General features: G+C 60.7%; 10 protein-coding genes. 5 read left to right on the top strand and 5 right to left on the bottom strand.

The window, feature by feature from the left end; genetic code table 11:
* Window positions 1–2: 2 nt before the first annotated feature.
* The 4 genes from DLM46_RS30485 to DLM46_RS30470 form a co-directional block, all read right to left on the bottom strand.
* Window positions 3–728 carry an ABC transporter permease gene (locus DLM46_RS30485; protein WP_115106868.1) on the bottom strand — a complete coding sequence of 242 codons (726 nt, stop codon included), beginning with the start codon at window positions 726–728 and terminating at the stop codon, window positions 3–5.
* A complete protein-coding gene (locus DLM46_RS30480) occupies window positions 725–1423 on the bottom strand; it encodes an ABC transporter permease (RefSeq protein WP_115106889.1) in 699 nt (232 codons plus the stop codon). The genes DLM46_RS30485 and DLM46_RS30480 overlap by 4 nt, the downstream gene beginning before the upstream one ends.
* Before the next feature lie 68 nt (window positions 1424–1491).
* On the bottom strand, window positions 1492–2286 hold the full coding sequence (locus DLM46_RS30475; protein WP_115106888.1) for an ABC transporter substrate-binding protein: 795 nt from the start codon (window positions 2284–2286) through the stop codon (window positions 1492–1494).
* A 116-nt stretch (window positions 2287–2402) separates the two neighbouring features.
* Window positions 2403–3074 carry a GntR family transcriptional regulator gene (locus tag DLM46_RS30470; protein WP_115106867.1) on the bottom strand — a complete coding sequence of 224 codons (672 nt, stop codon included), beginning with the start codon at window positions 3072–3074 and terminating at the stop codon, window positions 2403–2405.
* Window positions 3075–3417: 343 nt separating this feature from the next.
* Between DLM46_RS30470 and DLM46_RS30465 the strand changes: the two genes are divergently transcribed.
* The 5 genes from DLM46_RS30465 to DLM46_RS30440 all read left to right on the top strand — a co-directional run bounded on the left by DLM46_RS30465 (window position 3418) and on the right by DLM46_RS30440 (window position 11794).
* Window positions 3418–3891, top strand: a complete 474-nt coding sequence (locus tag DLM46_RS30465) for a peroxiredoxin (protein ID WP_165848085.1) — start codon at window positions 3418–3420, stop codon at window positions 3889–3891.
* A gap of 410 nt (window positions 3892–4301) precedes the next feature.
* Complete coding sequence (locus DLM46_RS30460; protein WP_115106887.1) at window positions 4302–5012, top strand: response regulator; 711 nt, start codon at window positions 4302–4304, stop codon at window positions 5010–5012.
* An 11-nt stretch (window positions 5013–5023) separates the two neighbouring features.
* The gene (locus tag DLM46_RS40615) at window positions 5024–6916 is read left to right on the top strand and encodes a sensor histidine kinase (RefSeq protein WP_244306423.1); all 1893 of its coding nucleotides are present in this window, start codon (window positions 5024–5026) and stop codon (window positions 6914–6916) included.
* A 317-nt stretch (window positions 6917–7233) separates the two neighbouring features.
* Window positions 7234–9576 (top strand): sensor domain-containing protein, encoded by a 2343-nt coding sequence (locus DLM46_RS30445; protein WP_115106865.1) that lies wholly within the window; start codon window positions 7234–7236, stop codon window positions 9574–9576.
* Between the two features lie 319 nt (window positions 9577–9895).
* Window positions 9896–11794, top strand: coding sequence for a potassium transporter Kup (locus DLM46_RS30440; protein WP_115106864.1), 1899 nt, complete (start codon window positions 9896–9898; stop codon window positions 11792–11794).
* A gap of 133 nt (window positions 11795–11927) precedes the next feature.
* Here DLM46_RS30440 and DLM46_RS30435 read toward each other — a convergent pair whose 3' ends face one another.
* A complete protein-coding gene (locus DLM46_RS30435) occupies window positions 11928–13364 on the bottom strand; it encodes an efflux transporter outer membrane subunit (RefSeq protein WP_115106886.1) in 1437 nt (478 codons plus the stop codon).
* Between the last annotated feature and the right edge of the window lie 4 nt (window positions 13365–13368).

Genomic DNA, 13368 nt, shown 5'->3' with positions numbered 1-13368 from the left:
TTCTAGCCTTTAGCGAGTGTCGCAAAGTTCTGGGGACGCAGATAAACCAGGTATCTGCGCTCGGTGAGCCGGACCAGCAATGCGATGATCGTCGTCAGGCCGAAATAGACCGTCCCTACCGAGATAAACGCCTCAAACGGCGCGTAGTAATTTGCGTAGAAATCGCGCGCGACGCCTGTCAGATCGACAATCGTGATGGCGCTCACGAGCGACGTGCCATGCAGCATCAAAATGACTTCGTTGCTATACGCTGGAATGAATCGACGCAGTGCCGACGGCAGCAGAATTCGTCTCCACGCCATCATCCGGCTCATGCCGAATGCCAGTGCGGCTTCGATCTCGCCGTAAGGTGTCGCTCGCAATGCGCCCGCAAGAATCTCAGTCGTGTATGCACACGTGTTGGCCGTCAACGCAAGCAGCGCGCAATAGTACGGATCGCGCAACAAGGACAGGACTGGATCGCCGCGCTGCCACGCGTCCTGCATCCACTGGAACTGACCGAAGCCGTAGTAGACGATCATCAGTTGCGCGAGCAAAGGCGTGCCGCGTATGAACCACGTGTAGACGGCAACGGGGCCGCTCACGGCACGGTTTGGCGAAACACGAAGCACTGCGAGAGGAATCGCGATCAGCAAACCCAACGCAAGAGAGAAGACCGTGAGTTGAACGGTTACCCACAGGCCGCTCGCGTACGACGAAAACAACGGTCCGAACTGCTCGTATGTCATCGGTGCAGGCTCCCCTCGCGAACGCCTCGGTACAGGTACCCGCGTGCTCGTGCAAGACAGGCCGTCGAACCTGATGTGACCACGAGATACACCGCGCAGGCAGCGAGATAGAACGTCATCGGCGCTTGCGTCGTGCGGCCGGCCTGATCGGCGATGAACATCACATCGTGCAAGCCGATGAGCGACGCCATCGCCGTGGCCTTCAGAAGGACTAGCCAGTTGTTGACGGCAGCCGGCAGTGCGAGGCGCATCATCTGCGGAAAGAGGATGCGCCGGAACGCGAGCCAGCCCGAAAAACCATACGCACGCGCCGCCTCCATCTGCCCGCGCGGCACCCCCAGAATCGCGCCGCGGAATGTTTCCGCGTAGTACGCGCCGAAGATGAAACCGATCGTCAGCACGGCAGCGGCGAATGCATCGACATCCGGCGCGTGAAACCCCATCACCGACGCTAACTGATTGAGGATCAGTTGCCCGCCGTAGAACACGAGCAGCATCATGACGAACTCCGGCACGCCCCTAACGAGCGTCGTATAGGCCGAAGCCAGCGAGCCGAGCCAACGCGAGCCGTAGACCTTCGCCACCGCGCCGGCCATGCCGATACACACCGCAAGCACCACGGACAGCGCGGCGAGAATGAGCGTGATGCCGGCACCCCGTAAAAGCGCTGGAAAGTACTGCTGTAGTTCGAGCATGGTCCGACCCGTAAACGCTTCGACAGACATCGCGACAAACGTGCACCTACTTCGATGCGCTGGAAATGTCAGTAGATGTCGAAGTCGAAATACCTTTTCTCGATCGACTGGTACACGCCGTTTGCGCGAATCGCTTCGATCGCGCGGTTGAACTGCTGCTTCAGGTCGTCGTCGCCCTTTCGGACGGGAATGCCGTAGCCTTCACCGAGCAGAGCTTTCTGCTCCGGTGTCGTACCGAGGATCGGCTGGCCCAGGAACTTGAAATTCGCGCCTTCCGGCTTGGTCAGAAATGCGCTATAGGCGGCCGTCGCATCCTGCAAGCCGGCGTCGAGACGGCCGGAACGGAGGTCCATGTAAGCCTCGTCCTGCGTTGCGTAACGCACGATCTGAACGCCGCTCTGCGCCCAATAGGCACTCGCGTATTTATCGGCCAGCGTGCCCCGCTGCACGCCAACGCGCTTGCCCTTCAACTCGGCCGGTGTCGCGTCCTTGATCGCGGTCGCCTTGGGCGCGATCAGTCTGCGCGGCGAGTTGTAGTACTTTTCGGTGAAATCGACCTTCTGCTTGCGTTCGGCCGTAATCGCCACGGAGGCGACGATCGCGTCGATCTTCTCCGCCTGCAGCGCGGGAATCAGGCCGTCCCAGTTGATCTGCACCAGCGTGCAGTTCGCATGCATCTGCGCGCACAGCGCATGGATCATGTCGATATCGAAACCAACCGGCTGGCCGTCCGGCTGAATCGACGAGAACGGCGGATAGGCACCCTCATAGCCGATGCGGATGTCTTTCCAATCCTTTGCGTGCGCATTCAGCGCAAGCGCGCATACGACCAGTCCCAGCAGCTTCTTTGCGAGTCGTTTCATGTCGAGGCTCAAACGTTGGTGGTAGTCATCTGCAGCCATTTCTTCAGCCGCACCCTTTGTTTATTCGTAGAACTAATGCTTTACAAAACTTGCTTTGCTGCGAGCAATGTATTTTTTTAGCGGCCCGACGTCATCCATTGCCGGATGGCAGGAACCGTCGCTTCGATGTGCTCCCGAACTACCGCCTCCACCGCTACGGGATCGCCGCTTTTGATGGCATCGATAATCGTCATATGGTCGTCGCGCGACGACGTCGGCTTCGCGGCGAGTTGCAACCAGAGCCGCATATGCGGTTCGACGACGGTATGAAGACCGGCAATCTGAGAGACAAGACGTTTGCGTCCGCTCAGCTGGCAAAGGTACTCATGAAAATTACGGTGCGCGCTCACCCACTGATGCGCGTCCTGCTCGTGACTTTCCATCACTTCGACGAGCCGGCCGAGCTCCGCAATGTGTGCGGGTTTGATGCCGGGCAGCGCCATCCTGGCTGCGAGGCCTTCGAGCGCGCCACGCATGCAGAAGACCTCTTCCATTTCGTCCGCATCGAGCCCCCGGACAATCGCCCCACGGTTTGGACGGATGACGACGAGCCCTTCGCTGGCGAGTCTGCGGAATGCTTCGCGCACCGGCATGCGGCTCGTGTCGATGTCGGCCGCGATCTCTTCCGGAATCAGACGATCGCCCGCGCGATAAACGCCCATCCGGATGCGGTACAGAACGTAGCTGTATGCCTGCTCTTCCGCTGTTACCGCGAAGCCTGCACGAAAGGACTGAACGCTTTCTTCCATGATCCCGATTAACCGATTGACCGATAAAAGCCGTGTCGCACTGAGGGCAGAACTGCCTCCACGCGCCGCGGGGTGGCCATGCCCCAAGATGAAATATATTTGTAAGACTGGATATTTGTATCCGTGGATTCAATATATCAAGCCAATATAGCGGCCAAATAAGTAGAAACCCTTGGTTTTGGTCACTCTTGGGGTGATGCTCTTCCGCGCGATTTATCTTGAGCAATTGCGGCCTCGCCTGGCGTTGTTCCAGCCACGCTCATTCCGGTTGATGTTGGGCAACGATGGGGCTTTTTGTTTTTTGGGCGTCCCATCAGTCGTCGGCTCACCGAGAGAGCTAAACATGAACGATACGACGACCATCGACTGGTCAACCATGCCGGTACCTATAGACGACGGTGGGTCAAGCCACCTGATGGGACAGTCCGTGCCAGGCATTGCTTTGAACTCGACGGACGGAGACTCTGTTGACCTGAGTCGTCTCGCGGGACGCGTCGTTATTTACGCTTACCCCTGGAAAAAGCTTCCTGACGGGCCGCTGCCCGATGGGTGGGTGTCGATCCCCGGCGCTGCGGGATGCACGCCACAGTCATGCGCCTTCCGCGATCGCGCCGCGCAAATCAAGGCGGCCGGCGCGAGCTATATCTTCGGACTTTCGACGCAAGATACGCCGTATCAGAGAGGCGCCGTCGAGCGTCTGCAACTGCCGTATCCGCTGTTGTCCGACGAGCATCTTTCGTTGGCGAAAGCCCTTTCCCTGCAGTGTCGCCTTGCGCACTACCCGCCGTCTTCTCCACTGTATCGTCGCTCGTTATGATTTTGAATTCGCGACGCTCGCCAGGCAGTCGTCCCTCGACCGCCAACCCCGTATCGTAGCTTTCATAAAGATTATCGGCAGTGCATGCTGATACGATCCTCACATACGGAAATGAGGATCGCCATACCTCAAACCAGGTATGGACCATTTTCAAACAATGAAATAAACATCTCCCATCCGGGTATTCCGTGGGAGTGGATACTGCAGACGGGCAATATCCACGCGGCGAGTGCAGGCCGATCCCGCAAACGAGGTATTGCGCCTTGCGCCCCTGCTGCCAGACTCTACCAAAGTGACGTAGGGGCTTCGCTTTTAAAAAACCCGGGCCTCCCGATAAAATGGAAACGCGTACGTTGCAAACCCAGGCGGATACCAAGCAGCAATCCTCGTGGCCAACGCTGAACTCACCCATGACGAACGTCGCCTCGAGTCCCGACGACTCACTGCTACCCGGCCCGATATTGATCGTCGAAGACGATCCGCTCACGCAGATCCGCTTTCGCGACATGCTCATTTCGCTGGGCTACACGAGCGAAGCGCTGCTGTTTGCGGGCAGCATCGCCCAGGCAAAAGCGCTTCTCGCCGAACAGCCGATCGCCATGGCGCTGATCGACGTCGGCCTGCCGGACGGCAACGGCGTCGACCTTATCCGCGTGCTTCATCAGCGTGATACGACGTTGCCGATTCTGGTAATCTCCATGTGGAATACCGAAGAGGTCGTCGTGACCGCTCTGCAAGCTGGCGCGACCGGCTATTTGCTCAAGGAGCGCGACGAAGTCGAGATTGCGTTGTCGATCCGCAGCGCGCTGCGGGGCGGGGCACCGATTGATCCGTTTGTCGCCAGACGCATTCTTCAACTGATCGGTACCGGGGGAACGCTGTTGGCGAAGCCGACAGCCAGGACATTACGGGAAGGTGACGTCACAACATCTTTGAGTGCACGCGAGATCGAGATTCTCTCACTGGTGTCCAAGGGGTTGACCAACCGTGAAATCGCCGATGTCCTGTCATTATCGAAGCTGACGGTCGGATGCCATATAAGAAATATTTACAAGAAGCTTGCCGTCAGTTCACGTACGCAAGCGGTCTTCGAAGCGCGCTCGTATGGCTGGCTGCCGTAATTTGCGCGTGCATGCTCGCGCCCTCATCATGGGCGCTCGCACCCGTCACCCCGCCTGCTGAAACGCCCTCGTTTTCCCGCGTCGAAGCCGTCCGCGCCCAAACGCTGGCTGCGCCATCCGCCATCCCAATCGAGCGAGCCCAGCCTCCGGCCACCGGATGGGTCGACGTCAAGCTCCCGGACTACTGGTCGACGCGCTGGCCCGATTTCGATGGCGTCGTGTGGTACCGGCTGACCTGGCAACAGGTGCGCGTCGACGCACCCAGCGCCGTCCTGCTCGACTATCTCAACATGTCAGGCGCGATCTATCTGAACGGTACGCTGCTGAATCGAGATACGCATCTTACGGAGCCGCTGTCGCGAGCCTGGAACACGCCGCGTTATCTGCTGTTGCCGGCCGCACTCCTGCACGAAGGCACCAATACCCTGCTCGTGCGTGTTTCGGGAATCGCCATGTATCAAGCCGGATTGGGCCCCGCTGCAATCGGGCCGCCTGCTCTGATGCAGGCCCGCTTTGACGACGCACGCCGCGTCCGGCTCGATCTGCAGCTGGTCAGCCTCGCGGTCACCGCCACGCTGGGCTGCTTCTTCCTGTCGATGTGGCTGATGCGAAGCAAGGAAACCGTCTATGGCTGGTTTGCCGTCACGACGCTCGCATGGTGGGTTGTGGGCTACAACCAGGTGGCGACCAGCACCTGGCCGTTCGCCAGTACCGACGGCTGGGAGATCGTCAACACCATTGCCTTCTCGGTGTACTGCGCCTCGTACACAGTCTTCATCCTGCGATTCTGCGCGCGGCGCTGGCCACGCTACGAGCGTGTGCTGTGGGGCGTTGTCGTCCTCTCCAGTGTCGTACTCGCCTGTCAGTCACACCAGCGGGTACAGAACCTGCGCGCACTGTTGGAGACGGCGCAGGCCCTCCACTACTTTGCGACCAGCCTGGTCTTCCTCTTCTTTGCGTGGCGCCGCGGGAATACTGAGCACCGTATTCTCGGATGTTGCGTGGCGGTCTTCGTGGCCGCCGGCCTCCACGATCTGCTGGCCTTTCTCGCGATCCTCCACGACAACATCTACTACACCGCGCTGACGTCGCAATTGCTGATGGTCGGCATGGCGCTCATGCTAGGCCGGCAGTTTATCGCCAACCTGCGCCGGATCGAAGGCTTCAACAAGGATCTGGCGCAAAGCGTCGAGGCGGCCAGATCCGAGCTTACGCGTACCTTGCAGCGCCAGCATGAACTGGAAATCGCCAACGCCCGCCTCGGCGAACGACTCAATCTTGCGCATGACCTGCACGACGGCCTCGGGGGCACGCTGGTGAGCAGTATCGTGACACTCGAACGCGCACCGCACGATGTTCCACCACAGCGGTTCCTGTCCATCCTGAAAGAGTTGCGCGACGATCTGCGCATCATCATCGATTCGGCAGCCAGCCAGCATTACGGCGAGACCACGCTGGCCGACCAGATAGCGCCGTTGCGGCACCGCTTGACGCGTCTGCTCGACACAGAGGGCATCGAATGTCGCTGGCACGCTTCCGGCATCGAGGGTTGCGTGCTGCCGGCGGCAAAAAGCCTGGAAATCATGCGCATCTTGCAGGAAGCATTGACGAACGTTTTCAAGCACAGCCGCGCGAGCCGTGTCGAAGTCGGGATGTGCCATGACGAGCAGGGTCTGCGGGTCACGGTCCACGACAATGGCGTGGGTATCGCTCCCGGTGCTGACACGGACCACCATGGAACGGGCATGCACAGCATGCGCGCGCGTGTCGGCAGATTGGGCGGCATATTCGATATCGAGTCATCGCCTGGCTCGACACTCGTCGCGGTGCAGTTTCCGTCGCTCGCCATGAAGAAAAATGAAAAAGACCCGCCCATGGCTGACCTGCTCCCGGACCAGGCATAACGGCATGCCGATTCCCGGCTGACGCGAACGGGACGCGCGGCGGGGTCCGGCAATGACCTCGGCGTGCGGCAAGCGACAATCCAGCTTTCGCTTCATTCGCTCATGTCGTCAAATCAGGCCCCGGCAGCCCCTCAGCCGCCTTCCATCAGGGCCTCGGACTCGAGCGCGGCTTGACGGGCTACAGAAAATTCGTCGGCTGCCGTTAGCAACGGTGTGCCGGCTACGGTCCTGGTTCCACCGCGACGCCGTGCGGACGCCGTGCTTTATGAACTGATGATTGGCCGCTTGCACAAACATCCTAAATACCTACTTGCGTCATGAACCAGCTTTCCACTGCTTCAGTTTCCTGTGGTCCGGGCGACGCAATCACGACTCACGCAGCGGGCGACCCGTGCGCCACAGCGAGAATCGACGCGCGCGCACTTTTGCAGTGCGCAAGTGAATGTGCGCTCGAGGTGGAACGCCATCTGCTCTCGCTCGCGGTCAACGAAACGGATACCGCCATCGTCGTCACCGATCCCGACGGTACGACGATCTACGTCAACGACGGTTTTACGCGCATGCTCGGCTACACGCAGGCCGACATGCAGGGAAAGGTGCCAAGCGCAATCGTCACTGGCCGGTACACGGATGAGGAAACGCTGGCCTATGTCCGGGAACGCGTCATGGCGCGCGACAGCTTTCGGGCGGAGATTCTCGTCTATGACCGCCTGGGCAAACCACTCTGGATCTCCGCAGTCGTCAATGCAGTCAAAAACAGGCATGGCGAGTGCACGAGCATGGTCGGTGTGTGGACCGACATCACGCACACAAAGATGCATGAAGTGCTTCAGCACAAGGTACTGCATGCGATGGCTCGCGAAGCGCCCATCTTTAACGTGATGCTGCTCATCTGCCTCGAAGTCGAACGGATCGCGCCCGAAGTGATCGTATCGATCCGATGCCTCGACAAGGAACAGAAGCTGCGGATTCTGGGTGCGCCGAGCTTGCCCGGCCATTACGTGAAGGCTATCGACGGGGTCGTGCTCGGCCATGAAATCGGCGGTCGCGAGGTGCCCGGCCTCGAAGGCCAGTTGGTTACCTTCGCCGAACAACCGGCCACTTCGTTCTGGGGACGGCAAAAGGAACTCGCACAGTCCTGCGGGCTCGCGACCTACTGGTGGCATACCATCACGTCGAGCGATGGACGTACGCTCGGCACACTGGCGTTCTACTTCCGTGAGTCACGTCATCCCGACAATCTGCACCGGCGCCTTGCAGATGTAAGCCTGGACCTTGGCTCGCTAGCGCTGGAGCGTGAGGCAAGCAAGGACAATATCCGGCGTCTTGCCTACTACGACAGCCTCACCGGCCTGCCCAATCGCAGCGCGCTCATGGCGCTCACCGAATCGCTGATTGCCGACGCGACCCGCAAAGGCCAGACCTTGGCCTTGCTGTTTCTCGATCTCGATCGCTTCAAGCAGGTGAATGACACATTTGGCCATTCCGCCGGCGACACGCTCCTGTGCGGCGTTGCACGACGCATCGAAGCATGTATGTTTGAATCCGACCTTGTGGGCCGCCTGGCAGGTGACGAGTTCGTGATCGTATTGACGCCGTGCGATGCCGAGGAAGCGGCGCTGCGGTGCGCGTCGATCATGGCGAAACTGAGCGAGCCGATCATGGTCGGCTCAATGACCATCACACCGACCGCGAGTGTAGGCATCGCCCTCTTTCCACAGCATGGCAATGATGTTCACACACTGTTGCTGCACGCGGACAGCGCCATGTATCGGGCGAAGTCCGCAGGGCAACATCGATATTCGCTGTTCGACCCCGAATTGAACAGGATCGCGGAGGAAAACCTCAAGCTCGGCCGGGCACTTCGAGAGGCACTACGAACTGATCAGCTGCAGTTGCACTACCAACCCCAGGTGAGCCTCGAAGACGGAAGTATTCATGGCGTAGAAGCATTGGCGCGCTGGCGTCATCCGGACTTTGGAACGATATCGCCGGAGCGGTTCGTAGCACTGGCGGAAGAAAGTGGGCTGATTGCCAGCCTCGATCGCTGGGTACAGCGCAAGGCGTGCAGTCAACTCAGTGCATGGCGTTGCCTCGGGCTGGCGATTCCTCACATTTCCGTGAATGTCTCCCCGACTACCTTTTGCGATCGTGCGTTTCCAGAGCGGATTGCCCAGATGCTCGACGAACATGGTCTTTGCCCATCGGACCTGACGCTCGAGGTGACGGAAGGTGTCTTACTCGATAAGGTATCGGGAGCCCTCGCCAACCTGAGCGCAGTGCACGCACTGGGTGTCGGGTTGTCGATCGATGACTTCGGTACTGGCTATTCGAGTCTCAGCTATCTCTACCGGATGCCCGTCGATGAACTCAAGCTGGACAAGAGCTTCGTTTGCGAACTCGAGTCCAATGAGAGCGCAAGGACGCTGGCAGGTGCTGTGATGAGCATAGGTGCGAGCTTGCTTCTGGACGTCGTTGCCGAAGGCATAGAGTCCGATGCGCAAATGCGGACCCTGCAGGATCTGGGTTGCAGGGTGGCGCAAGGCTATCTGTTCGCACGACCCATGACTGCGGAAATGCTGGTTGAGTGGATGAAAGAACCTGCCCGCACCCTTCCCGCCTTCAAGCCGCCGGCCGGCATGGTGCGCCGGGGCAAGTGAAGGCACGTGAAGGCACGTGAAGGCGCGCGAAGGCGCGATTAGCCGCGCGCCAGTCAATTGAACCAAACACAGCACTGCAAGGTGTTCTGAAAGGAAGCCACGGTAGGATTCGGCATCGCGCGGGTCGTTGTCGGGAAACGACGCGGCCCGTCGCGCCTGTTCAACGTCGTGGACTGCTGATATGGGTACTTACATTCTTCTGGGCGGCGGGTTCGGATTCGCCCTGTTGATCGCGATCTGGGGAATCTGGCGGTCGTCCGCGCCGCGCGTCCCATCATGCCAACGGCGCCGTGGCTTACTTATACCTTACGACAGGCCTATGTCCTCTTCCGCCATCCCATCCTCTTCTCCTGCGGCCAAGGCCGCGCCGAACCTGGTGCTTGGCGCCATTGGCGTGGTCTTCGGCGACATCGGCACGAGCCCGCTCTACACGTTGCGGGAATGCCTGAAAGCAGCCGGCGGCGTCACGCAGATGAATGTCTTCGGCATCGTGTCGTTGATTCTCTGGGCGATCATCATCGTCGTCACATTGAAATATGTGAGCTTCGTCATGCGCGCCGATAACGACGGCGAAGGCGGCATACTCGCGCTCACCGCGCTCGCTTCAGGCGTCGCGCCGGCGCGGCTTCGCCATCTGCTGCTGACCCTCGGCGTATTCGGCGCCGCCATGTTCTACGGCGACTCGATGATCACGCCGGCCATCTCCGTGATCTCCGCGGTCGAGGGCGTGACGCTGGTCGATCCGCATCTCACCGAGTGGATCGTGCCCATCTCGCTCGTCATCCTCACGGGTCTTTTCAAGCTGCAGAAGCGCGGCACCGGCGCGGTCGGCAAGGTGTTCGGCCCGATCATGATCGTGTGGTTCGCGACACTCGCCGCGCTCGGTCTGTCCCATATCGTCACGCACGCCGGCATCTTGCGCGCGGTGTCGCCCGTCTACGCCGCCGCTTTCGTTCTCCATGCGCCGGGTACCGCGTTCATCGTGCTGGGTTCGGTGTTTCTGGCCCTGACGGGCGGCGAGGCGCTCTATGCCGACATGGGCCATTTCGGCAAGAAACCCATCCGGCTCGCGTGGCTCTTCCTCGTGCTGCCGAGCCTGATCCTGAACTACTTCGGTCAGGCGGCATTGGTCCTCGAGAAGCCGGCCGCGGTGGCCCAGCCGTTCTTCGAGTCGGCGCCGGGCTGGGCGCTCGTGCCGCTGGTGCTGCTCGCGACCGCGGCGACCATCATCGCCTCGCAGGCGGTGATCTCCGGCGCCTTCTCGATGACCAAGCAGGCGGTTCAACTTGGTTTTCTGCCGCGCATACCGGTGGTTCATACGTCGAGCCATGAAATCGGTCAGGTGTACGTTCCGTTCATCAATATTTCTCTGTACGCGGCCGTGGTGTTTCTCGTCGTGTTCTTCAAATCGTCCGACAATCTCGCCGCGGCATACGGCATAGCCGTCGCCTCGACCATGTTGCTGACGACCTTGCTGATGTATTTCATCACCCATTGCCTGTGGCACTGGAAGCCGCTGGCGACAGCAGCGGTGATCGGACCGCTGGCGCTCGTCGATGCCGTGTTCGTCTCGAGTAACGTGAGCAAGGTGATGGAAGGCGGCTGGTTTCCGCTGCTCGCGGGCGGCGCACTCTTCACCGTGATGACCACCTGGCACAAAGGCCGCGAAACGCTCATGGAGAAAATGAAGAGCGATAACCTGCAGTTGGCGCCGTTGATTCACTCGCTGTGCGACGGCGCCCATTCTCCGCCTCGCACCAACGGCACCGCGGTGTTCCCGGGGGGCGTGGCCGGCATGGCGCCGAACGCGTTCCTGCACAATCTGAAGCACAACGGCGTGATGCATCAGTTCAACATCTTCATCGCCGGCACCACCGAAAATGTCCCGCACATCGCCGACGAACAGAAGGCCGTCGTTGAAAGCCTCGGCCACAGGTGCTACGCGATCGCGGTCCGTCATGGCTTCACGGAAATCCCGAACGTGCCGCGGATTCTGGAGTTGGCGCAAAAGCAGATGCCGGACTGGCAGTACGAGCCGGCCGATACGTCGTTCTTTCTCGCCCGCGATACGGTACTCGCCACCGGCGAAAGCAAGACGATGTCCCTGTGGCGCGAAAAGCTCTTCGCGTTCCTCGCGAGGAACGCGGCGCAGGCCGCCGAATACTACAGCCTGCCTGCGAACCGGGTGGTCGAAATGGGCGGCCAGATCAACATTTAGGCGACCGGGCGCCGCCGAGGCGGCGCCGTTTGCATATTTCCAAAGGATCAGCCCGGTTGCAACCAACGACAACGATGCAGTGCACTATCGCAGTGTTGCAGGCATCGTTGTTCCCATGTCCCATCGCGCCGGCTCATTTTGCCGCCACCGAACTGGATGCCGCAGCGGTGGCGGTATCGTTCTGACTCCAGCCACCACCCAGCGAACGATACAAGGCAACCGCCGAGAGCGCATGCTCGCGTTGCGCCTGATTCAGCGCATCGGAGTCGCGCAGATACGCTTCCTGCGCTGACAGAACGTCGAGGAAGTCGGTCGCGCCGCCCTTGTACAGTTCGTTGGCGAGCTTCAACGACTTGTCCGATGCGCCCAGCGCGTCCTGCAGCCGCTGCGTCGAGTCCGTGGTGCTGACGAGATCCGCGCGCGAATCCTCGACCTCGCGAAGCGCCTCCAGCATGGTCTGATGCAGGTTGAGTTCGGACTCGCGCATTTTGCTTTCGCTCTGCTCGATCCCCGCCGTGATACGGCCGGCATTCAAGATGGGACTGGTGGCACTGAGCGCCGCGCTGAACAGGTTGTCCGTGAGCGTCGGCAGACCGAGATAGGAAGCGGCCAGCAACCCGTCCGACAGATTGAGCGAAAACTTCGGATACCGCTCGGCCTTCGCCACGCCGACCTGCGCCGCGCGCTGTTCGACCTGGGCGTATGCGCTCAGCACATCGGGACGCCTGAGCAGCGCCTCCGACGGCAGCGTTTGCGGCGCGCTCACGGGGGGCGCGGGAATCGGCGCCGGTGTCGCCAGGACCAGCTTGTCGACCGACTCAGGCGTTCTACCCGAATAGACCGCAATCAGATTCAGCTGGTGCTGGATGGTCGCCTGGGTCGGCGAAATCCTGGCTTTGAGCGCGTCAAGCTGGTTTTGCGCACGGGCGACGTCGAGCTGGGTCGACAGGCCGAACTTCAGCCGCTCCTGCGTGAGTTGCAGCGCCCGCTCGCGGATGCGCTGGTTGTCCTGCAGGATCTTGAGTTCAGATTGCGCCCAGCGCAGATCCACATAAGCCGACGCGGTGTTGGCGGCGAGCGCGAGACGAACGGCATCTTCGGCACGCTTCTGCCCGACGAGCTGGGCCTGAGAGGCGAGCAGATCGAGCCGCTCTCCGCCAAACACATCCGGCGACCAGCTGAGCGCGAGCCCGATGCCGCCCTGCTTCACATAGCCCAGCGGCGGCGGCGTGTTCTGGCGCGTGTCGGACACATGGCCCGTTGCGTCCAGTTCCGGCAGCAGCACGGCGCGTTTTTGCACCGTCAGCGACTGGGCCTGCTTCACGCGCTCGGCGGCGGCTTGCAGGTCCAGGTTTTCGGAGAGAACGATGTCGATGAGCTGGTCGAGAACCGGGTCGCCGAAATGTGCCCACCAAGTCTTGGCATCGATATCCGACTTCGGCACGTCGACGCTCCAACCCTGGGGCGCCACGCTTTGAACCGTAGCTGGAAGCGCTGCATGCTCTGCCGGTTGTACAGCACAGGCGCTGACGAACACGCTGACTGCGGCAGCAATAAGAAGTTTTTTCATGATG

The sequence above is a fragment of the Paraburkholderia lacunae genome (assembly GCF_003353175.1).
Taxonomy (GTDB): domain Bacteria; phylum Pseudomonadota; class Gammaproteobacteria; order Burkholderiales; family Burkholderiaceae; genus Paraburkholderia; species Paraburkholderia lacunae.
This window is presented reverse-complemented; position numbering and strand designations above follow the sequence as displayed.

Bases quoted from the DNA above. Each gene is read 5' to 3' on its own strand.
- DLM46_RS30485 (WP_115106868.1), bottom strand. From the start codon at position 728: ATGACATACGAGCAGTTCGGACCGTTGTTTTCGTCGTACGCGAGCGGC.
- DLM46_RS30480 (WP_115106889.1), bottom strand. From the start codon at position 1,423: ATGCTCGAACTACAGCAGTACTTTCCAGCGCTTTTACGGGGTGCCGGC.
- DLM46_RS30475 (WP_115106888.1), bottom strand. From the start codon at position 2,286: ATGAAACGACTCGCAAAGAAGCTGCTGGGACTGGTCGTATGCGCGCTT.
- DLM46_RS30470 (WP_115106867.1), bottom strand. From the start codon at position 3,074: ATGGAAGAAAGCGTTCAGTCCTTTCGTGCAGGCTTCGCGGTAACAGCG.
- DLM46_RS30465 (WP_165848085.1), top strand. From the start codon at position 3,418: ATGAACGATACGACGACCATCGACTGGTCAACCATGCCGGTACCTATA.
- DLM46_RS30460 (WP_115106887.1), top strand. From the start codon at position 4,302: ATGACGAACGTCGCCTCGAGTCCCGACGACTCACTGCTACCCGGCCCG.
- DLM46_RS40615 (WP_244306423.1), top strand. From the start codon at position 5,024: ATGCTCGCGCCCTCATCATGGGCGCTCGCACCCGTCACCCCGCCTGCT.
- DLM46_RS30445 (WP_115106865.1), top strand. From the start codon at position 7,234: ATGAACCAGCTTTCCACTGCTTCAGTTTCCTGTGGTCCGGGCGACGCA.
- DLM46_RS30440 (WP_115106864.1), top strand. From the start codon at position 9,896: ATGTCCTCTTCCGCCATCCCATCCTCTTCTCCTGCGGCCAAGGCCGCG.
- DLM46_RS30435 (WP_115106886.1), bottom strand. From the start codon at position 13,364: ATGAAAAAACTTCTTATTGCTGCCGCAGTCAGCGTGTTCGTCAGCGCC.